Origin of the sequence: Mesorhizobium sp. M8A.F.Ca.ET.202.01.1.1 (assembly GCF_004791595.1) — a bacterium.
Taxonomy (GTDB): Bacteria; Pseudomonadota; Alphaproteobacteria; order Rhizobiales; family Rhizobiaceae; genus Mesorhizobium.
Map to the genome: position 1 here is coordinate 146,433 of NZ_SRUN01000012.1, position 23,892 is coordinate 170,324.

Here is a 23,892-nt window from a genome sequence, read left to right on the forward strand (position 1 = left end):
AAATCAGCAAGCCTGTAAGTATTTTTGCAGCGATTGCCGAATTGCGGCTGCTTGATGGTTGACGACACCATTTCGCCCGCTTTTAGGGGGCCGTCAACTCACCACACATTACAGTCCGTTACACACGCACCTTGACATAGGTGCCGGGAGCATCGCCCAAGGTTTTCATATGCTTGCCAGGTTTGCGGGCAGGTACGCGGGTGTTGTCCTTGGCCTCTATCCAGCTTTGCCAATGCGGCCACCAGGACCCGGGATGGTCCGTGGCCCTTTCTATCCACTGGTCGAAGTCGCCTTCCGGCGGACCGCCGGTCCAGTACTGGTACTTGTTGGATGCGGGCGGATTGACGACGCCCGCTATATGCCCCGATCCCGCCATCACGTACTCTACGGGGCCGCCGAAATATTTCGAGCCGAGGAAGACGGACAGCGCCGGCGCGATGTGATCTTCCCGGGAGGCGAGATTGTAGACGGGAATGGTGACATCGCCGAGCGAGACCGTGTGGCCCGCCAGTTCCATCGTGCCGCGCGAGAGGTTGTTCTCGAGATAGCAGTTGCGCAGGTAGAAGGAATGGTTGGCCGCCGCCATGCGGGTCGAATCGGCGTTCCAGTAGAGCAGGTCGAAGGGCAGGGGATCCTTGCCGCGCATGTAGTTGTTGACGACATAGGGCCAGATCAGGTCACCCGAGCGCAGCATGTTGAAGGCGGTGGCCATCTTGGTGCCGTCGAGATAGCCTTTTTCGTTCATCGACTTTTCCACCGCCGCGACCTGTTCCTCGTCGACGAACACTTTCAAATCGCCGGCATGGGTGAAGTCGACCTGCGTGGTGAAAAAGGTCGCCGACTTGATGCGGTCGTCGCCTTCCCCAGCCATCAGCGCCAGTGCCGCCGCCAGCAGCGTGCCGCCGACGCAGTAGCCGATCGCGTTGACGTCGCGTTCGCCGGTCGCCTTCTCGATCGTGTCGAGGCCGTATTGCAGGCCCTCCCGGATATAGGCTTCCCAGTTCTTGGCGCCGTGACGTTCGTCCGGATTGATCCAGGAGATGACGAAAACGGTGTGGCCTTGCTCGATCGCCCAGCGGATGAAGGATTTCTGCGGGTTGAGATCGAGGATGTAGAACTTGTTGATCCAGGGCGGGCAGATCAGCAGTGGGCGCTTCAGCACCGTCTCGGTCGCCGCATCATACTGGATGATCTCGGCGACATCGCTGCGCCCGACCACCTTGCCGGGCGTGGTGGCGATGTTCCTGCCGATCTCGAAGGGCGAATAGTCGGCCTGGCGCAATTTCAGGTCGCCCTTGCCTGCGGCGATGTCCTCGGCCAGCATCTTCATGCCGCGCACCAGGTTCTCGCCGTTGGAGGCGACGGTTTCGCGAAACAATTCGGGATTGGTCAGGATGAAATTGGACGGCGAGATGGCGTTGGATACCTGCTTGACGTAGAAGCTCGCCTTGTGGCGGGTATGCTCGTCCAGGCCTTCGGCGTGGTCGACCAGTTCGGACGCCCAGCGCGAGGTGACGAGATAGGCCTGCTTGAGGAAATCGAAGAAGGCGTTGCGGCCCCATTCCGGATCCTGGAAGCGCTTGTCGCCGCGCTCCGGCTTGACGGCATCGTCGGCACCCTCGGCGTTGGGGCTGACGCGCTGGATGGCGTTCGCCCAAACCGTCATATAGCCGGCGAACAGCCGCGTCTGCGCTTCGAGCGCGCGCTGCGGATCGGCAAGCCAGTATTCACTGAGCTTGGAGAAAGTCTTGACCATGTCGACGACAGGCTCGGCGACGTGGTCGCGCACCTCACCCTTTTCGCGCGGTTCAGCCCAGGCGGACGCCGCCTTGCCGGCCTGTTCGATCATCCGCGCCATGTTCAGCGCGAAGCGTTCCGGGTCCTTCACCAGATATTGCTCGACCGTCGAAGGTCCGCCATCTTCCGCTTTGCCCGAATCGGGTGTTTTGGACATGGTTCGCGGGGTTCCTCCGGAAGCGTTTTCTTGACATATTAACATGGGACATCCGACAGGGTCCAATCTCGCTCTACCCCGGCTGCCAAGGAAACAATATGACGATTAAGTTTGGCGAGACTGTTTTTTTCGGTGCGGGCCATTTTTTCCGCATCGGCGCTGCGATCATGTTCGTGGCCATCGCCGGATGCTCGAGCACGAATACCGGCGGTCCGGTGCCGATGGCCACCGACGCGGGGCCGAAGGATACCGGCACCTTTCCGAACCTCAACATCCCGCCGCAAGTGGCGGCGAAACAGTTCACCGAGGCCGAGAAGAACGCCAAGCTGGCCCAGTTGAAGGCCGACGAGAACGCGCAGCGTGCCAAAAGAGGCGGCGCTGCCGTCACCAACCAGGCGGCGCTAACCGATCTCGCGAAGAAACATGGTCCGCAGACGCTGACGCAGATCGAAGGCAAATGCGACCCCGCCCTCGACCCTACCTGCAAATGAGTATATAGCGCGCGCCCAATGCCCTAACATATCCGGGGCTCCCTTTGCTGTCTGGAACTGCCATGGAAGAATTTCACAAGGTCCGCCGGCTTCCGCCTTATGTGTTCGAGCAGGTCAACCGGCTCAAGGCCAGCGCCCGTTCGCGCGGCGCCGACATCGTCGACCTCGGCATGGGCAATCCGGACCTGCCGACGCCCAAGGCCATCGTCGACAAATTATGCGAGGTCGTGCGCGATCCGCGCACGCACCGCTATTCCTCATCGCGCGGCATTCCCGGCCTGCGCCGCGCCCAGGCAAACTACTATGCCCGCCGCTTCGGCGTGAAGCTCAACCCCGACACCCAGGTGGTGGCCACGCTTGGCTCGAAGGAAGGCTTCGCCAACATGGCGCAGGCGATCACCGCGCCCGGCGACGTGATCCTGTGCCCCAATCCGACCTATCCGATCCACGCCTTCGGCTTCATCATGTCGGGCGGCGTCATCCGTTCGCTGCAGGTCGAGCCCGATGACGGCTTCATCCCAGCGCTCGAGCGCGGCGTCCGCCATTCGATCCCGAAGCCGCTGGCGCTGATCCTCAACTATCCGTCGAACCCGACGGCGCTGGTGGCCTCGCTCGATTTCTACAAGGACGTGGTGGCCTTCGCCAAGAAGAACGACATCATCATCCTGTCCGACCTTGCCTATTCGGAAATCTACTTCGACGGCAATCCGCCGCCTTCCGTGCTGCAGGTGCCGGGCGCCATGGACGTCTGCGTCGAGTTCACCTCGATGTCGAAGACCTTCTCCATGCCCGGTTGGCGCATGGGCTTCGCCGTCGGCAATGAGCGGCTGATCTCGGCGCTGACCCGGGTCAAATCCTATCTCGATTACGGTGCCTTCACGCCGATCCAGGTGGCGGCCGCGCACGCGCTCAATGGCGACGGCGCCGATATCGCCGAGGTGCGTGACATCTATCACAAGCGCCGCGACGTGATGGTCGATGCCTTCGGCCGCGCCGGATGGACCGTTCCCGCACCAGCGGCCTCGATGTTCGCCTGGGCGCCGATCCCGGAGCCGTTCCGTCATCTCGGCTCGCTCGAATTCTCCAAGCTGCTCATCGAACACGCCGATGTGGCGGTGGCGCCTGGTGTCGGTTTCGGCGAGCATGGCGATGATTTCGTGCGCGTGGCGCTGGTCGAGAACGAGCACCGGATCCGCCAGGCGGCGCGCAACATCAAGCGCTTCCTGTCGACCAGCGCCAAGCAGCCCAACAATGTGGTGCCGCTTTCCGCCCACCGGTAAATACAAATTCGATCTGATTTGAGGGGCGTCGCCTTCCATGGCTGAAGCACTGCGTGTTGGAATTGCCGGACTCGGCACGGTCGGCGCATCGGTGGCGCGCGTGTTGCGCGACAAGGCGACGGAACTGACCCGCCAATGCGGGCGCGACATCATCGTGTCGGCGGTTTCGGCGCGCGACCGGAAACGCGACCGTGGCATCGATCTAAGCGCCGCGAACTGGTTCGACGATCCGGTTAAGATGGCGCAGACCGCCGAGCTCGACGTTTTCGTCGAGCTGATCGGCGGCGATGAGGGGCCGGCGCGGGCCTCGGTGAAAGCCGCGCTCGAAGCCGGCCGTCATGTCGTCACCGCCAACAAGGCGCTGCTTGCCAAGCATGGCGTGGCGCTTGCCGAAATCGCCGAGAAGAAGGGCGTGCTGCTCAACTACGAGGCCGCTGTAGCCGGTGGCATTCCCGTCATCAAGACGATGCGTGAAGCGATGGCCGGCAACTCGGTCAACCGTGTGTTCGGCATTCTCAACGGCACCTGCAACTATATCCTGACCCGCATGGAGGCCGAGGGCGTCTCCTTCGACGTCGTGCTGAAGGACGCGCAGCGGCTGGGCTATGCCGAAGCCGATCCGACCTTCGACATCGAGGGCCATGACACCGCGCACAAGCTGTCGATTCTGACCAGCCTAGCCTTCGGCACCAGGATCGCGGCGAACGACATCTACATGGAAGGCATTTCCAACATTACCCAGGCCGACATCCGTGCGGCAGGCGATCTCGGCTACCGGATCAAGCTGCTCGGCGTCGCCCAGCGCACGGAGAGCGGCATCGAGCAGCGCGTCCATCCGACCATGGTGCCGACGGCTTCCGTCATCGCGCAGGTGCACGGCGTCACCAATGCGGTGGCCATCGAGACCGATATTCTGGGCGAATTGCTGCTCTCCGGCCCCGGCGCCGGCGGCAATGCCACCGCCTCGGCGGTCATCGGCGACGTCGCCGACATCGCCAAGAGCCGGCCCGGCTTCCAGCATGGTCCTGTCTTCGGCCGGCCGGCGAAGGAGCTGAAACCCTACAGGAAGGCGCAGATGCGCAGCCATGCCGGCGGCTACTTCATCCGGCTGACCGTGCATGACCGCATCGGCGTGTTCGCGGCGATCGCAAAGCGTATGGCCGACAATGATATTTCGCTGGAATCGATCGTCCAGCATGCGGTCAGCGGCGAGGCGGCGGCGCAGAAGACGGTGATCCTCGTCACCCACGAGACCACCGAGGCCGCCGTGCGCAAGGCCGTCGACGGCATCACCAAGGACGGCCATCTGACCGACAAGCCGCAGGTCATCCGCATCGAGCGGGCAGGGTAGCAGGCCCCCGGAATCTCTGGGCATAACCACTGCCGGCACATTTCGGTTCGATGGGGATATCCCGGAACGAATTGGCGTCGGCGCCGTTCTCTTGGTCAGCAACCAAGGGAGCCGCTTCATGGCCGATACCAACAAATCCGACAGCCCTGACATCGGCGACATCCAGAAGACGTTGGAAAAGCAGATCGCAGACCTGCGCAAGGAGATCACCAAGATCAACAAGAGCATTTCGGCGCGTAGCGCGGAAATGCTCGATGATGCCAGCGAACAGGCATCGGATTTCTACGAGACAGCCGCTTCGCGTGCCTCGCGGACGGCACAGCAGTTGCGCAGCCAGGCCCAGGCGGTTTCGGACGTCGCGCGCGAAAATCCGGGCACGACGACCGCCGTGGTTGGCCTTATCGGCCTGCTCGGCTTTCTGGCCGGGATAGCCGTCGGCCAGTCGATGAACGACACGTCGCGCCGCTGGTACTGAGCGCGCCGGCATTGAGCCGGCTATGCCGGCTCGTTTCTTTTCAGGACATCATTGAAGGAGGGCACCATGGCTTCGTCCGTGTTGATCGGCATCCTGATCACGTTTCTCGTCATCATTCTCGTTCTCTATCTGGTGCAGCGGCTGCCGCTCGACGCCAGAATGAGGCAGATCGTGCAGATCATCGTCATCATCATCGGCATTATTTCGCTGCTCAAATACCTCGCGGTTTTCTAGGCAACCAAGGGCGGCAACTTCCTGTTTCCTGCCGGCCCGTTTCGTCTCGAACCGGGCCGGCATTGTTTCAAGAATAAGGTTCAATCGATTGATATTGCTATCCTTTCGATAAAACTCCCGGCAGGTCTTGCCGTTGTCATGCTCGTTTGACAAAACAGGCGCGCCTCCGGCGGGAGGCGCCGTCAAACGAGGATTTGCCGAATGAATGTGGCCCAGAATATCGTCGCCGGCCTTGACCGGATACTCACCATGGAACTGGTGCGCGTCACCGAACGAGCCGCCGTCGCGGCCGCCAGGCTGCGCGGCCGCGGCGACGAAAAGGCTGCCGACCAGGTCGCAGTCGACGCCATGCGCGAGGAGCTCAACCGCCTTGCCATCAAGGGCACGGTGGTGATCGGCGAGGGCGAGCGGGACGAGGCGCCGATGCTCTATATCGGCGAAGAGGTCGGTACCGGCAAAGGCCCGGCGGTCGATATCGCGCTTGATCCGCTCGAAGGCACGACGATTTGCGCCAAGAACCTGCCGAACGCCCTCGCCGTGATCGCGATCGCCGAGAAGGGCAGCCTGCTGTTCGCACCCGACGTCTACATGGACAAGATCGCGATCGGCCCTGGTTATGCAGAAGGCGTCATCGACATCGATGCCTCGCCGGCCGACAACATCGCCAGTGTCGCCCGGGCGAAGGGCGCCGCCGTATCCGACATCACGGCCTGCATCCTCGACCGGCCGCGCCACGCCAAGCTGATCGACGCCGTGCGTGCCACCGGCGCCGCGATCCGCCTGATCGGCGACGGCGACGTCGCCGGCGTCATTCACACCACCGACCCGGAAGAAACCGGCATCGACATCTATCTCGGTACCGGAGGCGCGCCGGAAGGCGTTCTGGCCGCGGCCGCGCTGCGCTGCACCGGCGGCCAGATGCAAGGCCGGCTGCTCCTCGATACGCCGGAGAAGATCGCCCGTGCGGCAAAGATGGGCATTGCCGATCCGAAGCGGGTTTATCGGGCCGAGGACATGGCGCGCGGCGACGTGCTGTTCGCGGCCACCGGGGTCACCGACGGCAACATGCTGGCCGGCGTCAAGTTCGGCCGCACCTACATCACCACGCATACGATCGTGCTGCGCTCCTCGTCGCGCACCGTGCGGGAGATCAAGGCCCGGCACCAGGATCTGGATAAGTTCTAGACCTGCTTGCGGAGCCAGGTCGCAGTTGTTAGCCATTGGCGGCATCTGAACCTGGCCGCGCAAGGATTGACGATGAAGGCGTTTGACTGGCACGCGGATCCGATCTTGCGTGCCACTCCCATCACAAAATCCTATCGCAACACCCAGAACGCGCGCCGCTTTCTCACCCGTGAATGCGGCGTCACGTTCAGGTTCGATCGACCCTTCATGGCCTGGCTCAAGGACGGTCGGGAAAAGACGAAGGGAGATGCAGCCGACGACAGGCTGAAAAGCGGAAAGCGTAGTTGTTCTTGAATTCTTCTGCGACGCCTACTGCCGCGAACCGCTTGGCTTTGCCGGCCTTTGGCCCTAAAGCGCGTCGCGTTAACGCGACGCGCTTTCGGGTGTTGTTTGTGCATGTGGTTATCCCAAAACCGCTGCACACTTTTTGGCGACATGCATTATCCTGCGGCCAACCATGAGTTGGCAAAGCGCATGACAGGCGAAAGGCGCCTCTTCCTCGATGTCAGGCAGTCGGCTACGGGTCTCTCCTGGGAGCACCGGCTGTCCGAACGGCAGGACATGATCGCGCTCGCCATCGCGCAAGGCCATGGCGTGCCGGACATCGTCGCGCGCGTTCTTGCCGGACGCGGCGTGACCGCCGATGAGACCGAGCGGTTTCTCGACCCTACGATCCGCGACCTGTTGCCGAACCCGGCCTCATTGACCGACATGGACAAGGCCGCCATCCGCATCGCCGCCGCCGTCGTGGCCCGGGAAAAAATAGCGATCTTCGGTGACTACGACGTCGATGGCGCGGCCTCGTCGGCCTTGCTGAAGCGGTTTCTCGCGCATTTCTCGGTGCCGTCGGAAATCTATATCCCGGATCGTATTTTCGAAGGCTACGGTCCCAATCCCGATGCCATGCGCGAACTGGTCTCGCGCGGCGCGACGCTGATCGTCACCGTCGATTGCGGCACCAACAGCGCCGCTTCCGTCGAGGCAGCCAAGGAGGCGGGCGCCGATGTCGTGGTGCTGGACCACCACCAGGTTGGCGGCGCGCTACCGGCGGCGCATGCCGTCGTCAATCCCAATCGCGACGACGACCTTTCCGGGCAGGGCCATCTCTGTGCCGCCGGCGTGGTCTTTCTCGCTCTGGTGCAGACTGCGAAGGTGCTGCGCGCGATGACCGACGCCGCGCCGCCGGACCTGCTTTCCCTGCTCGATCTCGTGGCGCTTGCGACCGTCTGCGACGTGGTGCCGCTCACCGGCGTCAATCGCGCCTTCGTCGTCAAGGGCCTGCAAATGGCGCGGCAGCAGAAGAATGAAGGGATGGCTGCCCTTGCGCGGGTGTCGCGCATCGGCGAGCCGATCAGCACCTTCCATCTCGCCTATCTGATCGGCCCGCGCATCAATGCGGGCGGACGCATCGGCGATGCGGCGCTCGGCAGCCGGCTGCTTGCAACGGACGATCCGGTCGAGGCGCAGACCATCGCCGAGACGCTCGACCGGCTGAACCAGGAGCGGCAGCTGATGGAGCAGGAGATGCTTGCCGCCGCGCGCGCCGAGGCCGATGCCGAGCTGGCGGGCGGCAGCGGCCCGGCGATCGTCGTCACCGCCAGCAACAACTGGCATCCCGGCATTGTCGGCCTGCTGGCCTCGCGATTGAAGGATCATGCGCGGCGGCCGGCTTTCGCCATCGCCTTCAACGCTGTGGGCATCGGTACCGGTTCGGGCCGTTCGGTGTCGGGTTTCGATCTTGGCCGGCTGGTACGCGAGGCGGCCATTGCCGGGCTCATCGTCAAGGGCGGCGGCCATGGCATGGCCGCCGGCATCACCGTCGAGCGCGCAAGGCTGGGCGAACTCAGGGCCTTCTTCGAGGAGCGCGCGGCTGCCGACGTTTTCCGGTTGCAGGATGAGGAAAGCCTGGCGATCGACGGCGCGCTTGCCGCGGAAGGCGCGACGCTCGGCCTGCTCGACGCGCTGGAAAAGGCAGGCCCCTTCGGCGCCGGGCATGTCGCGCCGGTTTTCGTGCTGCCGCGCCATCGGCTGGTCGATATCAGGCCGGTCGGCACCAACCATATTCGGGCTGATTTGCAGTCGGAGAGCGGCGGCCGCATCCAGGCGATCGCCTTTCGCGCCGTCGACACCGTGCTTGGCGAATTCCTGTTCAAGAACCGAGGCAAGACCGTGCATGTCGCCGGCTCGCTGTCGGGCAATCACTGGAACGGCAATCGTACGGTGCAGTTTCGCATCATCGATGCTGCGCGGGCGTAGCCGCGCGGCGGAAACCGGGCAGTTCAGCTGGCCGGTGCATAACGCAGCAACGTCACGCCCTGGGTAAGACTTTCCGTGCCGAGCGGTTTCAGCGTCAGCGACAGGCCGGATTGGAAGTATGGCTTGCCGCCACCCAGCACCACAGGATGCATGTAGAGCCGGTATTCATCTATGAGACCGGCTCGTGCCAGAGAGGCCGCAAGATCGGCGCCGCCGAGGATGACGAGGCCATCGGCCCGTGCCTTGAGAGACTTTACCGTGTTCTCGGCATCGCCATCCACCAGCCGGGCATTGAGCCCCACTTGCTGAAGCGTGGTCGAGAATACGATCTTCGGCGTCTCCCGCCATGCGCGGGCAAAATCCCGCTCGACCTCGGTGGCGCCGGTCTCACGCTCAGGGCTGTCCCAGAAGCGCATGATCTCGTACATGTGCCGTCCCGCGAGTACTGTGGAGGCCTGTCTCATCATGTCGTTGAAATGCTGGTGCAGCTCCGCTTCGGGTACCGGCAAGCCGATGTCCTCGTCCGATCGGGCGATGTAGCCGTCCAACGACGTCAGCATGGAATAGACAATCCTGGCCATCGGCACCTCCGCTTCAATTGGCGCAGATCACCATGACCAATTGCATTTTGCAATCAGTTTGTGCGCAAGCGAATAGAGTTAGATGATCTAGGCGAGAACCGTCTGCAGCCGCGTCAGTTCGCCGATCTGCGCCATCGTCGCCTGGTAACCGAGCTGGATCGCTTCGTCGGCCCGGTGGAATTCGGTCAGGCCGATATGGCTGAGCTTGGGCTGCAGCGACATGTCGGGCGGATCCCCGGCAAGCCTGGCGCGCGAAATGCGGTCCTGGATGATGTTGAAGGCTTCGACCATCACGCCGGTGATGCCCAGACGCGTCTGGTGCGATTGGTGCTGGGCGTTGACCTGGCCGGGCCTTGGGGCGTCCTTTTCGATAACCAGTTCGCCGGCACTGTGCTTGATCACGGCGGCGCGGCCGAACAGGTCGTAGTGCAGGTTGACCGCCACGACGAGCGGCTGCTCGTAGGCGCGGCAGACCGAAACGGGCACCGGATTGACCAGCGCGCCGTCGACCAGCACACGACCGTTGCAATCGACCGGCTCGAACACGCCGGGCAGTGCGTAGGATGCGCGCATGGCCGTGATCAGCGAACCGCTCGACAGCCAGATCTCGTGGCCGGTGCGGATTTCCGATGCGACGCAGACAAACGGCTTTGGCAGATCGTCGAAGCGGATACCGGCCACGTGCTCGCGCAGGCGCGCGTCCAGTTTCATACCGCCGAAGAGGCCGCTGCCGCGCAGGTTGAGATCGAGCAGGCCGAAGATGCGCCTTCTGGTGAGGCTGCGGGCGAACTCTTCCAGCTCATCCAGTTTGCCGGCAAGATAACAGCCGCCGACCAGAGCACCGATCGAGGTACCGGCAATCATCGAAACTTCGATGCCGGCTTCATCGAGCGCGCGCAGCACGCCGATATGCGCCCAGCCTCTGGCGCAACCGCCGCCGAGCGCCAGCGAAATACCTGTTTTCTTGGGGGATTTTGTTTCGGATGCGCCGCCGGTCGAGGACAGGCCGTTGGCCTCCCTGACGTCTGGTCTGCTACGCAATGACGCCCATTCGAGCATCATGATCTCCCTTGTCCCAAAGCTAATATACGGATGGGCCGTATCGAAATGATGAATCTGTGTGGTTGATGTGAGGCAGAAGGTTCAAGCTAATGGCTTCCGATACGTGTTTTCCGCATCGAACAGCGGCTTGCTGCCGTCGTCGGCAAGCGTCCCCTTGCCGTCGATCAGCCCCACCGTCCGATAAAAGCATGAACGTCGGCCAGTGTGACAAGTTGCGTCGTGGCCCAACACTTTCACGCGCAACCACAACGCATCCTGGTCACAATCCGTGAGCATCTCGACGACATGCTGGAAATTGCCAGAGGTTTCGCCCTTCTTCCAGAGCGTGTTGCGCGAGCGCGACCAGTAGTGGGCGATGCCTGTCTCCAGCGTCAGTGCCAGCGCTTGCGCATTCATATGCGCGACCATCAGCAGCATGCCGTCGGCGGCATCGCTGACGACGACGGTGACCAGGCCGTTGGCGTCGAAGCGCGGCGAGAACACCGCGCCTTCTTCCAGGGTCTTCTTGTCTGACGGAGCTTTCGGGAATTCCAGTGCCGACATATCAGGTCTATTTTCCTGTTGACCGTGACGTCGGCAAGGGGCTCACGCCCCGCCGCCGCGCACCATGGTGACAAAACGAACCTGCTCTTCAGGCGTATCCTTGAAGACGCCGGTGAAGGTTGAGGTCAGCGTGGTTGAGCCCTGCTTGCGGATGCCGCGCATGGCCATGCACATGTGCTCGGCCTCGATCATGACGGCGACGCCGCGCGGGTTGAGTACGTCCTGGATGACACCGGCAATCTGCGCGGTCAACGCTTCCTGCGTCTGCAGGCGATGGGCGAAGATATCGACGACGCGGGCGATCTTCGACAGGCCGACCACCTTGCCGTCGGGCAGATAGCCGACATGCGCCTTGCCGATGATCGGCACCATGTGATGCTCGCAATGCGAATGGAACTGGATGTCCTTGACGATGACCAGGTCATCGTAGCCGGCGACCTCCTCGAAGGTGCGGCCGAGCTCGTCCGCCGGGCACATGTCGTAGCCGCCGAACATTTCACGGTAGGCCTTGGCCACGCGCTTGGGGGTGTCGATCAAACCCTCGCGATCCGGATTGTCGCCGGTCCAACGTAGCAAGGTGTGCACGGCAGCCTCGACTTCGGCTTCGCTCGGGCGGTCGGTGACCGGCTTTTCCATGTAGGCGGACTGGGGCATGAGCTTCTTGATGACGGCATCCATAAAAGGCGTCTCCCGTAGTTCCTCTCTCAGGAGGAACGAGTTGAACGGACCACGACCTTTCGGTGTCGGAAACTCGCCCCGTTTCCAGCCCCGTAAGCGGCGTGAACTTCCCGGCAAGGACGGTGGCGTTCGCCGCCTTGTCGATACCGGACTGCCAGCATTATATATGGTCGTGCCGAGCGAATGAAAGACGCAACAACGGCAATCGCTGTTCGCTTGGCGGCGACGGATTGGAAAATAATGATCAACGACGTCTACAACGCGAAAATTCTCGGTTTTGCCGGAAACATCGCCCGCATCGGCCGGCTCGATCATCCAGACGCGACCGCGAAGGCGCATTCCAAGCTGTGCGGTTCGACCGTTACCGTCGACCTCAAGATGGAGGACGGCGTGGTTACCGACTTCGCCCACGACGTGAAGGCCTGCGCGCTCGGCCAGGCATCGTCCTCGATCATGGCGCAACATGTCGTCGGCGCCAGCGCCGAGGAATTGCGGGCGGTGCGCGAAACCATGCTGAAGATGCTGAAGGAGAACGGCGCGCCGCCGGAAGGCCGCTTCGCCGACCTCGGCTATTTGGAGCCGGTGCGCGACTACAAGGCGCGCCATGCGTCCACCATGCTAACCTTCGACGCCGTGGTCGACGCCATCGGCCAGATCGAAAAGAAGCGCGCCGACGAAGCGGCCTGAGCGTGGGCTTTGGCCTTACGGCGGCGGGCAGATCCAGCCAGGGCACAGCCGGTTATTCATGCAATAACCTCATGTTCGCCGGCATTCTTGCGGCTTCACTTGTGTCGAGCGGCGGCTCGTGCGGGGCGGAACCAGCGCTCCAGCGCGATATCGGCGACTATCTTCAGAAGGCTATCCAAGCCTGTTGGAGCATGCCTGCCAATACCACAAGCATTGCACGCGTTCGGATCAGCTTGAACAAGGACGGATCGCTCGCCGGCCCGCCAAAAATCGTCGGCCCCGTGACACCGCCACGGGATAAGGTAGCCGAAGCCGCCATTCGGGCAATCACGCGTTGCGCGCCGTTTTCCGGGTTGGCATCCTACGCGGCCCACTATGATTTGTGGCGCGACATCGTCGTCACGTTCAACCCGGCAGACGACCCAGCGGCGTTACATCCTCCCGTGAACGTCAACGACCTCGATAAACGTCTCGAAAAATACAAAGCAAAGTAGCGGATTCTTGCCAGGCAGCGTCTCAGTCCGGCGCTTTCACCGCCTTCCTGCTGTCGGCAAACTCGCCCCTCAGCCATTCGGCGAAGGCCGCGGCCGGTTCGGAGAGATCGTGCAAACTCCTGGCCACCAGCCAATAAGCGCCGGACGCGACATCGATGTCGAACGGCTTGACCAGTGCCCCGGTCGCCAATTCTTCGCCAATCTGCAGGATATCGCCCAGCGCCACCCCATGTCCAAGCAGCGCGGCCTGCTTCGAGAGCGAGGCGTCCGCAAGCATCGGCCCGCGCGCGGGCACCGCATCGGCAGGCACGCCCGCCGCCTCGAACCAGCGCGCCCAACCCTGGCGGTTTTCCTCGTGCAAAAGCGTGAAGCGAGCAAGATCGGCCGGCTTCTCGAGGGTTGGGCCCGATGAAAGCAGCGCCGGCGACAGAACCGGCGAATCGACTGTTGAAGCCAGCCGTTCGGCCTCGCTACGGGGCCATGACGTCGAGCGTGAGCTGAAACGCAAGGCAAGTTCGGGCTGGTCGCTGCGGAACTCGATCAGCCTTGGGTCGACTTCGAGGGAAACGTCGATGTCGGGCCGCAACTGCCGGAACCGGTTGAGCCTCGGCACCAGCCACACCGCTGCGAGCGAAGGTTCGACGCTGACGCGAACCACGAACTGGGCCGGGCTGGCGGCCAGATCGCCGACCAGGCGGTCAATCGCATCGAAACTCCTGACCAGTTGAGCAAGCAGCCGGCGGCCCGCATCCGTCAGTTCGACGCGGCGATGGTGCCGTTCGAAAAGCGGTTGGCGCAGGAAGGTTTCGAGTTCGCGGATCTGCCGGCTGATCGCCGCCTGCGAGACGAAAAGCTCCTCGGCGGCCTTGCTGAAGCTCACATGCCGCCCGGCCGCCTCGAAGCTCCTCAATGCCGTCAGGGGCAGGCGTCCACGCTTCATTTTCGCATAACCCAGGATTATCCGAAGCGGAAATTATACTCGTTTGAAGGCGAAGGCCAGCAGCGGTCTAATCCGGTCAAAGGAGACACGGCCATGGTCCAGTTTCTGAACATCCTTGGCGATGTCATGCGGATCGCGACGTTTCAATGGCGTGACGAAAGACGCGATGCAGGGCATCACGACGAGTGGCCCCACCCTGGCCGGTGGGCACCTCCGGTCGACCGGCAGCCATTTCGCCGTTACCGCCCGTGACGGCGGGGCGAGCGGGATTGCGTTCTCCGGCGCAAGCGCACATCTATCAGCTGGAAACGCGGAGATCGCAGTGGGCGACCAGCACGGGCATGCGCATACAGCCGGAGCGTCGAGGCGCGGCCGCAATTGGCCCGGCCCTTGGCGCAAGACGCCCGGCCGCGTGCTCGGCACCTCGCTCGTGCGGCTTTACCAACTGACGCTGTCCGGCTTTGTCGGCAATTCCTGCCGGCATCTGCCGACCTGTTCGGAATATGCGCATGAGGCAATCGCCCGCCATGGTCTTTGGGCCGGTGGCTGGATGGGGTTGTTCCGCGTGCTGCGCTGCGGTCCATTCGGCACGCACGGCATCGACCTCGTGCCGGAGGTCCTGGCGCCCCGTTACGCCTGGTTCATGCCATGGCGGTACTGGGGGATCGGCCGTAAGCGCGGCGAAGCGCAGGGATGAGGACGCTGCTCACGCGGCACCTGCCGCGCCGGTTTACGATCCGGTAGGGTTAACGCTCGCCTGCACAACAACTGCGCATTTGAGACAAAATCGAGACAAGAGCCCTCGCTAAGCCCGCTCGCGAACCCCTCCTGGAGCGAGCATCCCATGCGCAACATCGACCGTCTTCCCTTCATCTTTGCCGGAATCCTGTTCCTGCTTGCCTGGCTGTTGGGATTTCCGATGCGTGCTCAATCGGCGCCGCTCGCGGATGTGCATTGTACGCTCATCGCCGACGCCCAGAGCGGCAAGACGCTTTACCAGGACGGTACCTGCGACCAGCGCTTCAGCCCGGCATCGACGTTCAAGGTGCCGCTTTCGCTGATCGGCTACGACGCAGGCATCCTCACCGATCAACACACTCCGGCATGGGACTACAAGCCTGAGTTCAAGGCGGTGAAGCGCGACCAGAAAACCGTCGATCCGACGATCTGGGAACGTGATTCCATCATCTGGTTCTCACGCGAGATCACCCGCAGGCTTGGAGCCGACAAATTTGCCGGCTACGTATCGAAGCTCAACTACGGCAACGGCGACGTTTCCGGCAAACCCGGCAAGGATGACGGACTGACCCATTCCTGGGTGAACTCCTCGCTCGAGATCACGCCGGTCGAACAGGTCGCCTTCCTGCGGCAACTGCTCGCCGGCACGATGCCAGTGTCGGCCAAGGCGCATGAAATGACACGGGCCATCATACCGAGCTTCAAGGCCGGCGATTGGGCCGTTCAGGGTAAGACCGGCAGCACCAGGCTCGGCGAGGGCGGCAAGGACAAGCGCTCGCTCGGCTGGTTTGTCGGCTGGGCGCGGAAAGATGGCCGCCAGATCGTGTTCGCCCGGCTCGTCGTCGATGCGAAGCGGACCGACATGCCGAAGGGGTTGGCGACACGGGCCGCGTTCCTGAAGGACCTGCCGCAGCTGATGAAATGAGTTTGATTTCCACGCAATCCCAAGGGGAAGCGCTACGCGCTTCTCCCGGGAAAACCGCTGCACGCTTTTCCTGGATTTGCTTAAGCGCTTCGGCGGGCGCGGATGATGTGGCCGCCGGAATTGCTCGTCGTTGCCTTCGGTGCTCCGGAAAAGCGAGCGGCGATATCGCCGCTCTTGAGATCTTCGATCTCGTCGAAGCCGAGTTCAGTCAGGGATTTCGCCAGCTCTGCCGGAACAAAGAAGCTGATCCAAGGCTCCCCGACAGACGCGACGCGCGCCGCATGGAAGGCCTGGGCCGCCTGTCCCGCCGCATCGCGGTTCTCGGTCGGCTCGCTGTAGTCGAACACGACCTCCGAGCCGGGGATACCGGCGATCCAGGACAATGTGTTGAAGATCGCTTCCTTCGTCAGGTAGGGTACGACCCCCAGCCAGATGAAGAAGGCCGGCGCGGTCGACTGCAAACCGGCCTCGGCCAGTTCCGCAGACAGGCTTTGCCGCTCGAAATCGACCGGCACGAATCTGGTGGCGGCTGGCTCGGCAAGACCGCTATCGGCAATGCATTTGCGTTTCCAGGCTTGCGTGGCCGGGTGATCGACTTCGAACATGCTGAGGTCCGGATACGGATTGCGCAGCGAAAACGTATCGAGGCCGGCGCCAAGTACGACGAGTTGGCGGACACCGCGACGCACTGCCGCCGCCAGCCAGTCCTCGGCGAAGCGGGCGCGCGCTGCTACGAACAGGCGCATGCGCAGGCGGCGCTCGTCTTCCTGCTTAAGCTCCTGCGCCGCGGGAGCGGCTTCACCCAGAATCGCGATCGCGTAGGCATCGCGAAACAACCCTGCCTGCGGTGAAAATTGATGCAGAGCCCTCATGCGGGCGACGCCAAGGGCGGTTCGGCTGGGTGTTGCGTTTTCCATATCCACAATTCCAGACGATTGCGGGGATGTGAGCAAGCCTGGGCGACGTGTCTGCGACATCTCTGCCGACATTTCCTGACGGCCGGGCCAGTCAGCACTCTTTACCTGGCCCGGCACTGCCTCTAAAACCCGCGCGCTGCCGTTTGTCCATGTGATTGGCGCTTCCGGCTTTATCTTGTGCATGTCGTAATCCAGGACCGCCATACATTTTTGGGCGACATGCATTTCAACCACCCGCGCTCGTTTGCGGGACTGGATAGGAGAACCATATGCTGAATTCCGTTTCCCTGACATTTCCCGATGGTTCCGTCCGCGACTACGACGCGGCGATGACCGGTGCGGGCTTGGCCGAGTCGATCTCCAAGTCGCTGGCCAAGAAGGCCGTGGCCTATGCCATCGACGGCACCGTGCGCGACCTCAGTGATCCCGTGGGCAAATCCGGCAAGGTCGAGATCATCACCCGCGAAGACCCGCGTGCGCTGGAACTCATCCGCCATGACACCGCGCATGTGCTGGCAGAAGCCGTGCAGGAATTGTGGCCGGGCACGCAGGTGACCATCGGGCCGGTGATCGAGAACGGATTCTATTACGACTTTGCCCGCAACGAGCCGTTCACCCCGGACGATTTCCCGGTGATCGAGAAGAAGATGCGCGAGATCATCGCGCGCAACAAGCCGTTCACCAAAGAGGTCTGGTCGCGCGACAGGGCAAAAAAGGTCTTTGCCGACAAGGGCGAGCGCTACAAGCTCGAACTGATCGACGCCATTCCCGAGGATCAGGATCTCAAGATCTATGCGCAGGGCGACTGGTTCGACCTTTGCCGTGGTCCGCACATGGCCTCGACCGGCCAGATCGGCAACGCCTTCAAGCTGATGAAGGTGGCCGGCGCCTATTGGCGCGGCGATTCGAACAACCCGATGCTGACACGCATCTATGGCACGGCCTGGGCCGACCAGGCGCAGCTCGAAGGCTACCAGACGATGCTGGAGGAGGCCGAGAAGCGCGACCACCGCAAGCTTGGCCGCGAAATGGACCTGTTCCATTTTCAGGAAGAGGGGCCGGGCGTGGTTTTCTGGCACGCCAAGGGCTGGAAGATGTTCCAGAACCTGGTCAACTACATGCGTCGACGCCTCGACGAGCAGGGCTATCAGGAGGTCAATGCGCCGCAGGTACTCGACAAGAGCCTGTGGGAGACGTCGGGCCACTGGGGCTGGTACCGCGACGCCATGTTCAAGGTGACGGTCGCGGGCGATGAAACCGACGATGACCGCGTCTTCGCGCTGAAGCCGATGAACTGCCCGGGTCACGTGCAGATTTTCAAGCATGGGTTGAAGTCATACCGAGATCTACCCGTAAAGCTTGCGGAATTCGGCAATGTGCATCGCTACGAGCCATCGGGCGCGCTGCACGGGCTGATGCGCGTGCGCGGCTTCACGCAGGACGATGCGCATATCTTCTGCACCGAGGAACAGCTGGCTTCCGAGTGCTTGCGCATCAACGACCTGATCCTGTCGACCTACGCCGATTTCGGTTTCGACGAAATCAGCGTCAAGCTGTCGACGCGGCCGGACAAGCGCGTCGGCACCGACGAGGCATGGGATCATGCCGAGGCGATCATGGGCAGCGTGCTGGAAACGATCAGGACGCGCTCCGGCAATCGGATCAAGACCTCGATCAATCCGGGCGAGGGCGCCTTCTACGGGCCGAAGTTCGAATATGTGCTGAAGGATGCGATCGGCCGCGAATGGCAATGCGGCACGACGCAGGTCGACTTCAACCTGCCGGAGCGTTTTGGCGCCTTCTACATCGGCTCGGATTCCGAGAAGAAGCAGCCTGTCATGGTGCATCGCGCCATCTGCGGCTCGATGGAGCGGTTCCTCGGCATCCTGATCGAGAACTATTCCGGCCATTTCCCGCTGTGGTTCGCACCGCTGCAGGTGGTGGTGGCGACCATCACGTCGGACGCCGACAGCTATGCGAACGAGGTCGTGGCGAAGCTGAAAGCCGCCGGGCTGTTGGCGGAAGCCGATCTGCGCAACGAGAAGATCAACTACAAGGTCCGTGAGCACAGCCTGGCCAAGGTGCCGGTCATCCTCGTCTGCGGCAAGCGCGAGGCGGAGGAGCAGACCGTCAATATCCGCCGGCTCGGTTCGCGCGACCAGGAATCGCTTGGCCTTGCCAAAGCGATCGAACGGCTGACCGAAGAAGCGGTCACACCTGATCGCCGACGCAAGCGCGCTGCTTGATTCGGACTGTTTTCGATCGAATGGCGGTGGAGCGATCCACCGCCATTTTCATATCCCTGTCACGGCGATGTTGTACCGGAACGCTATGCTCAAGCTGAAATCGCGCGAACGACCATTTCCCGAGCTTTCCTATGCCAACCCGCACCAGCCGGCTCTGGCGCGCTGGTTCATTCATTCGGTGGAAGGCCTTTCGGGGCGCGACCGGTTCGCAGCGCTCTATGAATTCTGGCGCCATCAGGTTGTGCCGACCGGTGAGCGTGTGTTCAGCCGCATGCTGGACCTCATCGATGTAGGCGTGCGAACGCCCGACCAATGGCCGCCCGCGCAATTGCCCGACACGCCGCTGGTGATCATTGCCAACCATCCCTTCGGCATTGGCGACGGCATCGCCGTGCTGTCACTGGCAGAGCAACTCGGGCGACCTTTTCGAGTGATGATCCACAAGGATCTGCTCAGGATTCGCGAGATGGGGCCCTATTCGCTGCCAATCGACTTTTCCGAGACCAAGGACGCGGTGAAGAACAACATGGCGGTGCGCCATGAAGCGGTGCGGCTGCTCAAGGAAGGCGTCACCATCGTGGTGTTTCCGGCCGGCGGCGTCGCCACCGCGCCAAAGGGTTTTGGCCGGGCGCGCGACCTGCCATGGAAGATGTTTCCGGCCCGTCTCGTCCAGGAAGCCAAGGCATCGGTCATCCCCATGCATTTCTCCGGGCAGAACGGCAGGCTTTTCCATCTGGTCAGCGGGCCGATGAACATGGCCGAGCGCGACGGGCGCGTGGCCAAATTCGTCGGCAAGGCCTCGCTGACCTTGCGCACCTCGCTGCTCATCCGTGAATTCGCGCGGTTGTCCGGCAAGGCGATCGAGGTGCGCGTCGGCAATGTGCTCAGCTGGAGCGAACTGGAGCCGTTGCGCGACCGCAAAGCGTTGCTCGATCGCCTTTATCGCGGCGTGTTCGACTTGGCGCCAGAGCTGCCGCGTCGGCGCATTCCTTTCCTGCCGGCTCGAACGAAACTGGCGGCCTAAAGGAGTATCTCCGGCGAAAACGAGATCGCCTCCAATGCGCCGTCTCTTTGCTTTTACGCAATTCCGGACGCCAAACCGCTTCGCACCTTTGCTGGAATTGCTTCAGTCCGCGCCTTCTTCCGGATCCATGGCCGCTGCTTCGGTGGCGAGAACCTCGATTTCCTGGTTCTGCCCGCCCACGACCGTGAAATCCTTCTGATAGATCCGGTCGCGGTTCTTGGCGATGATGGTGTAGTCGCCTTCGGCGAGCACCATCGAGGCGAAAGCGCCGACGGTTTCCTTGATCGGATCGCCGGATTCGTTGAGCAGTGACCAGGATGTGTCGGCGATCGCTTCGCCACCCGCTTCGCGCACCAGCTTCATCGTGATTTCGGCGGCGTGATGCTCGACGGTGGCTTCGGTCAGCTTGCCGGCCTCGACGCGGATGTCGGAGCGGATGACGGCATTGACCGCGCCGTAGGTCGAGACGACGTGGTAGATGCCGGCATTGAGTCGCACGACGCTGTTGGGTTCGACATCGGGGATGATCAGTGCGCGGTCGCCATTGGCCTCGGCGGTGCCCTCATAGATCGAGAAGCGCAGTTTTTTCGGCGGAATGCGCACGCCTCCGGACAGGACCGCGTCGAGCTTCAGGCCGCCGGCATCGAGCACCAGGCTTTCTCGCTTGGCTTCCTTGCCGACGGTGATGCGCTTGGTGGCGCCGGCGCGGCCATAAGAGGCGTGGACCAGATAGCTGCCGGGTTCGAGCTGGAAGACGGCGCTGCCGCCATGCGCGGAGGCGACCATCGGCAATTTGCCGTTGACGGCTTCAGGCTTGAAGACGCGCCAGACGAGACCGCGGGTGATGTCGGTGCCCTTGTCGGTCAACTGGGCCGACAGGGTGATGGCGCCACCGCCGCCAAGCGCCAGCGGGGTCCCGCTCTTCGGCGTCGCATAGCTCGAAATTCCGGGAAGTTTCAGGTCGCCAACGCCATCCTTTTCCTGCGCGACAGCCATGGAGACCGGCAGCAGGAACAGCGCGGCGCAGAGCCGGACCAGGAAAAGACGCAGTCGCCCCTCAAACATGCCTTGCGTTGAAGCCCATGGCGGTGGCAATTTCAAGGCTTAAGAGTCCGATCCGTGACTCTTCAGCCCGGCGCTAGCGCGCCTTTGCCCGAGCCGCCCGAATTCCCGATGGTGCGCTTCAGCTCAAAACAGAATGTCCAGGAGACTTGCGCCCATGGCGTCGCCGATCATCGACTTCCTGCTGACCCGAAATTCAGCGCCGATTCCCGATCTCAAGGAGCCTGCGCCCAGCGACGCCGATATCGCCACGATGATTGCCGCCGCCACACGCGTGCCCGACCATGGACGGCTCGAACCCTGGCGCTTCATCCTCTATCGCGGCGAGGCCCGCATCGAGATCGGCAGACAACTGGCGGCGCTGGCTGAACAACGTGAAGGACCGTTGACAGAAGGCCGCCGCAACCAGGAACTGGCGCGGTTCTCGCGCGCGCCGCTGGTGATCGGTGTCGTATCAATTCCCAGGGAGAACCCGAAAATCCCGCAATGGGAGATGTTCCTGTCCGGAGGCATGGCGGCGCTGAATCTGATGATATCTGCCAATGCGCTTGGCTACGGCACCAACATGATCAGCAACTGGTATTCCGACGTGCCGGAGGGCAGGGCGATCCTCGGACTGGCGCCGCAGGAGCGCGTCGTTGGTTTCATCCATATCGGCTCTTATGCGGGCCAGGCGCCGGAGCGGCCACGGCCCGATCCGGCAAAACTCTATGCGGACTATACCGGACCTTGGGCGGGCTGAATGTTCTACGAGCCGTCCAAGGGGCATGGCCTGCCGCATGATCCGTCGAAGGCGATCGTGGCGCCGCGTCCGATTGGCTGGATATCGACGCTGAACAAGGCCGGCGAGGTCAATCTCGCGCCATACTCCTTCTTCAACGCCGTCTCGACCCGGCCTTTCATCGTCTGGTTTTCCTCCGAGGGCGAGAAGGACAGCGCCTCGTTCGCGCAGGAAACCGGCGAGTTCGTCGCCAATCTGGTCAGCCGCGACCTTGCGGAGAAGATGAACTACACGTCCGTCGCCGCGCCGCGCGGGGTCAACGAGTTCGTCTATGCCGATCTCGCCATGGCGCCGTCGCGTCTCGTCAGGCCGCCGCGCGTGGCGGCGGCACCCGCGGCGCTCGAATGCCGGGTGACGGAAGTGTTTCGCCCAAAGGCGCTCGACGGATCGCCAACGAGCGCCGTCGTCGTCGCCGGTGAAGTGATCGGCGTGCATATCGACGATGCCTTCCTGAAGGATGGCCTGTTCGACATCACCAAGGCCGGCAATGTCGCTCGTCTCGGCTATATGGACTATGCCAGCGTCGACGAGGTCTTTTCGATGCGCCGACCGCGCTGGGAACAAAAGTAGCTGTCAGATGTGTATACCGGCCGCCCTTGCGCGCGCCAGTAGGCGTTCGGCCAGCCGCAGATGCGGGCGGTCGAACATCTTGCCGTCGATGCCGACGACGCCGGGATTTCCCGCTGCCTCGAACGCCGCAACGATGGCCGCCGACTGTTTCACCGCCGCGGCCGAGGGCGTGAAGGCGGTGTTGATGACGGGCACCTGATCCGGGTGGATCGCCATCTTGCCGGTGAAGCCGTCGCGTTCGGCCTCGGTGCATTCCACGGCGAAGGCCGCCATGTCGCGAAAATTCGGAAACACGGTGTCGATCGCGGCGACCTCCGCGGCCCCGGCCGCGAGGATGGTTGTCAGGCGGGCGTGACGGAAGAGGTCGGTGTAGTGGCCGCGCTCGTCGCGGGCCGCACGCGCGCCGACCGCGGCCGACAGGTCTTCCGCGCCCCAGGTCAGGCCGGCAAGCCGCACGCTTGCGCCGGCATAGGTCGCGGCCGCCAGCAGGCCCGCCGGAGTTTCGGTGATGATCGGCAGGATTTTTATCGAACCGTCGGGCAGATCGTTCTCGGCCTCGCGAACCCTGAGCTTGGCTGCGAGCTGCTGCATATCCTGGCCGCTGTTCGATTTTGGCAGCATGATGCCGTCCGGCCTTGCCGGAACGAGCTTGGCAAGATCATCGTCCGTCAGCCCGGTCGAGAGGTCATTGACCCTGACATAGATCGCCGGGTTGGTTTGCCCCCTGCGTTCGAGGATGAAGCGCGCCGCTATCTCGCGCGCCTGCGCCTTGTTCCGCGGCGCCACGGAATCCTCGAGATCGACGATGACCACGTCGGCGCCGGCGCCGAATCCCTTTTCCAGCTTCCGCTCGGAATCGCCGGGAACGAACAGCAGCGAGCGCATCAGGCCGCCTTCTTCAGCATCATCGCTTGCCTGGTGCATTTGGCGACCAGATCGCCATGCTGGTTGTAGGCGCGGTGCTCGAATTCGACGATGCCACGGTCGGGCTTCGACTTGGACTCGCGCACCGAGACGACCGATGTTTCGACACGGATGGTGTCGCCATGGAAGACCGGGTGCGGAAACACGGTTTCCTTCATGCCGAGATTGGCGACCGTGGTGCCGACCGTGATGTCGTTGACCGAGATGCCGATCATCAGGCCGAGCGTGAACAGCGAGTTGACCAGCGGCTTGCCCCATTCGCTCTTGGCGGCGAAATCGAAGTCGATATGCAGCGGCTGCGGGTTCAGCGTCATCACCGAAAACAGCATGTTGTCGCTCTCGGTGACGGTCTTGCGCAGCGTGTGCTGGAAGACATGGCCGACAACAAACTCCTCGAGATATAGCCCGGCCATTTCCGTCTCCTGCGCTGTCTGACGGTTGATAGGCGCTGCATCCAGCGCTCGCAAGCCAGTTAATGAACATGGTGAACCGTT

Annotated in this window: 26 protein-coding genes; 16 read left to right on the forward strand and 10 right to left on the reverse strand. The window is 62.8% G+C overall.

Annotation, left to right across the window (positions count from 1 at the left end):
• Positions 1–118: 118 nt before the first annotated feature.
• Positions 119–1,954 (reverse strand): class I poly(R)-hydroxyalkanoic acid synthase, encoded by a 1,836-nt coding sequence (gene phaC / locus EN845_RS24630; RefSeq protein WP_127872636.1) that lies wholly within the window; start codon positions 1,952–1,954, stop codon positions 119–121.
• A 98-nt stretch (positions 1,955–2,052) separates the two neighbouring features.
• Here phaC and EN845_RS24635 point away from each other — a divergent pair, with 98 nt between their 5' ends.
• The 8 genes from EN845_RS24635 to recJ all read left to right on the forward strand — a co-directional run bounded on the left by EN845_RS24635 (position 2,053) and on the right by recJ (position 9,226).
• On the forward strand, positions 2,053–2,445 hold the full coding sequence (locus EN845_RS24635; protein ID WP_127279869.1) for a hypothetical protein: 393 nt from the start codon (positions 2,053–2,055) through the stop codon (positions 2,443–2,445).
• A 62-nt stretch (positions 2,446–2,507) separates the two neighbouring features.
• A complete protein-coding gene (locus tag EN845_RS24640) occupies positions 2,508–3,725 on the forward strand; it encodes an LL-diaminopimelate aminotransferase (protein WP_127872635.1) in 1,218 nt (405 codons plus the stop codon).
• Between the two features lie 37 nt (positions 3,726–3,762).
• Positions 3,763–5,076: a homoserine dehydrogenase gene (locus EN845_RS24645; RefSeq protein ID WP_127280820.1), complete on the forward strand. Its 1,314-nt coding sequence runs from the start codon at positions 3,763–3,765 to the stop codon at positions 5,074–5,076.
• Between the two features lie 118 nt (positions 5,077–5,194).
• Entirely contained in the window at positions 5,195–5,551 is a 357-nt protein-coding gene (locus tag EN845_RS24650; protein ID WP_127280821.1) for a hypothetical protein, read from the forward strand.
• A 66-nt stretch (positions 5,552–5,617) separates the two neighbouring features.
• On the forward strand, positions 5,618–5,785 hold the full coding sequence (locus EN845_RS24655; RefSeq protein WP_081295122.1) for a Thivi_2564 family membrane protein: 168 nt from the start codon (positions 5,618–5,620) through the stop codon (positions 5,783–5,785).
• A 201-nt stretch (positions 5,786–5,986) separates the two neighbouring features.
• Positions 5,987–6,970, forward strand: a complete 984-nt coding sequence (gene glpX / locus EN845_RS24660; RefSeq protein ID WP_127872634.1) for a class II fructose-bisphosphatase — start codon at positions 5,987–5,989, stop codon at positions 6,968–6,970.
• 72 nt (positions 6,971–7,042) lie between these two features.
• On the forward strand, positions 7,043–7,264 hold the full coding sequence (locus EN845_RS24665) for a DUF6434 domain-containing protein (RefSeq protein WP_127872633.1): 222 nt from the start codon (positions 7,043–7,045) through the stop codon (positions 7,262–7,264).
• 180 nt (positions 7,265–7,444) lie between these two features.
• Positions 7,445–9,226 carry a single-stranded-DNA-specific exonuclease RecJ gene (recJ, locus tag EN845_RS24670; protein WP_127872632.1) on the forward strand — a complete coding sequence of 594 codons (1,782 nt, stop codon included), beginning with the start codon at positions 7,445–7,447 and terminating at the stop codon, positions 9,224–9,226.
• 23 nt (positions 9,227–9,249) lie between these two features.
• On the opposite strand, the gene EN845_RS24675 is transcribed toward recJ, so the two are convergent.
• The 4 genes from EN845_RS24675 to folE form a co-directional block, all read right to left on the reverse strand.
• Entirely contained in the window at positions 9,250–9,807 is a 558-nt protein-coding gene (locus EN845_RS24675) for a dihydrofolate reductase family protein (RefSeq protein ID WP_127872631.1), read from the reverse strand.
• An 87-nt stretch (positions 9,808–9,894) separates the two neighbouring features.
• Positions 9,895–10,866, reverse strand: coding sequence for a patatin family protein (locus tag EN845_RS24680; RefSeq protein WP_127872630.1), 972 nt, complete (start codon positions 10,864–10,866; stop codon positions 9,895–9,897).
• An 84-nt stretch (positions 10,867–10,950) separates the two neighbouring features.
• Positions 10,951–11,412 (reverse strand): phosphoribosyl-AMP cyclohydrolase, encoded by a 462-nt coding sequence (gene hisI, locus EN845_RS24685; protein WP_127872629.1) that lies wholly within the window; start codon positions 11,410–11,412, stop codon positions 10,951–10,953.
• A gap of 42 nt (positions 11,413–11,454) precedes the next feature.
• Entirely contained in the window at positions 11,455–12,090 is a 636-nt protein-coding gene (folE, locus tag EN845_RS24690; protein WP_127277424.1) for a GTP cyclohydrolase I FolE, read from the reverse strand.
• 240 nt (positions 12,091–12,330) lie between these two features.
• Between folE and EN845_RS24695 the strand changes: the two genes are divergently transcribed.
• Both EN845_RS24695 and EN845_RS24700 read left to right on the forward strand, forming a co-directional pair.
• Positions 12,331–12,777 (forward strand): iron-sulfur cluster assembly scaffold protein, encoded by a 447-nt coding sequence (locus EN845_RS24695; RefSeq protein ID WP_015317578.1) that lies wholly within the window; start codon positions 12,331–12,333, stop codon positions 12,775–12,777.
• A gap of 71 nt (positions 12,778–12,848) precedes the next feature.
• Entirely contained in the window at positions 12,849–13,271 is a 423-nt protein-coding gene (locus tag EN845_RS24700) for a cell envelope integrity protein TolA (RefSeq protein ID WP_127277430.1), read from the forward strand.
• Between the two features lie 22 nt (positions 13,272–13,293).
• Here EN845_RS24700 and EN845_RS24705 read toward each other — a convergent pair whose 3' ends face one another.
• Complete coding sequence (locus EN845_RS24705) at positions 13,294–14,211, reverse strand: LysR substrate-binding domain-containing protein (RefSeq protein ID WP_127872628.1); 918 nt, start codon at positions 14,209–14,211, stop codon at positions 13,294–13,296.
• 322 nt (positions 14,212–14,533) lie between these two features.
• Here EN845_RS24705 and yidD point away from each other — a divergent pair, with 322 nt between their 5' ends.
• Together yidD and blaOXA are read left to right on the forward strand one after the other, a co-directional pair.
• Entirely contained in the window at positions 14,534–14,908 is a 375-nt protein-coding gene (gene yidD / locus EN845_RS24710; RefSeq protein WP_127872627.1) for a membrane protein insertion efficiency factor YidD, read from the forward strand.
• A 147-nt stretch (positions 14,909–15,055) separates the two neighbouring features.
• A complete protein-coding gene (gene blaOXA, locus EN845_RS24715; protein ID WP_127872626.1) occupies positions 15,056–15,874 on the forward strand; it encodes a class D beta-lactamase in 819 nt (272 codons plus the stop codon).
• A gap of 80 nt (positions 15,875–15,954) precedes the next feature.
• Here blaOXA and EN845_RS24720 read toward each other — a convergent pair whose 3' ends face one another.
• Complete coding sequence (locus EN845_RS24720) at positions 15,955–16,974, reverse strand: SAM-dependent methyltransferase (RefSeq protein ID WP_245511794.1); 1,020 nt, start codon at positions 16,972–16,974, stop codon at positions 15,955–15,957.
• A gap of 86 nt (positions 16,975–17,060) precedes the next feature.
• Here EN845_RS24720 and thrS point away from each other — a divergent pair, with 86 nt between their 5' ends.
• Positions 17,061–19,037: a threonine--tRNA ligase gene (gene thrS / locus EN845_RS24725; RefSeq protein ID WP_135907124.1), complete on the forward strand. Its 1,977-nt coding sequence runs from the start codon at positions 17,061–17,063 to the stop codon at positions 19,035–19,037.
• A gap of 85 nt (positions 19,038–19,122) precedes the next feature.
• Positions 19,123–20,061 (forward strand): GNAT family N-acetyltransferase, encoded by a 939-nt coding sequence (locus EN845_RS24730; RefSeq protein ID WP_127872624.1) that lies wholly within the window; start codon positions 19,123–19,125, stop codon positions 20,059–20,061.
• Positions 20,062–20,163: 102 nt separating this feature from the next.
• Here EN845_RS24730 and EN845_RS24735 read toward each other — a convergent pair whose 3' ends face one another.
• Positions 20,164–21,126: a hypothetical protein gene (locus tag EN845_RS24735; RefSeq protein ID WP_127277443.1), complete on the reverse strand. Its 963-nt coding sequence runs from the start codon at positions 21,124–21,126 to the stop codon at positions 20,164–20,166.
• Positions 21,127–21,280: 154 nt separating this feature from the next.
• Between EN845_RS24735 and EN845_RS24740 the strand changes: the two genes are divergently transcribed.
• Positions 21,281–21,865, forward strand: coding sequence for a nitroreductase (locus EN845_RS24740; protein ID WP_127872623.1), 585 nt, complete (start codon positions 21,281–21,283; stop codon positions 21,863–21,865).
• Positions 21,866–22,474 carry a flavin reductase family protein gene (locus EN845_RS24745; RefSeq protein WP_127277448.1) on the forward strand — a complete coding sequence of 203 codons (609 nt, stop codon included), beginning with the start codon at positions 21,866–21,868 and terminating at the stop codon, positions 22,472–22,474.
• A 3-nt stretch (positions 22,475–22,477) separates the two neighbouring features.
• Here the strand turns inward: EN845_RS24745 and EN845_RS24750 are convergent, their stop codons facing one another.
• Together EN845_RS24750 and EN845_RS24755 are read right to left on the reverse strand one after the other, a co-directional pair.
• Positions 22,478–23,359: a CoA ester lyase gene (locus EN845_RS24750; protein WP_127872725.1), complete on the reverse strand. Its 882-nt coding sequence runs from the start codon at positions 23,357–23,359 to the stop codon at positions 22,478–22,480.
• Entirely contained in the window at positions 23,359–23,811 is a 453-nt protein-coding gene (locus EN845_RS24755) for a MaoC family dehydratase (RefSeq protein WP_056572267.1), read from the reverse strand. Before EN845_RS24755 ends, EN845_RS24750 begins: the two co-directional genes overlap by 1 nt.
• Between the last annotated feature and the right edge of the window lie 81 nt (positions 23,812–23,892).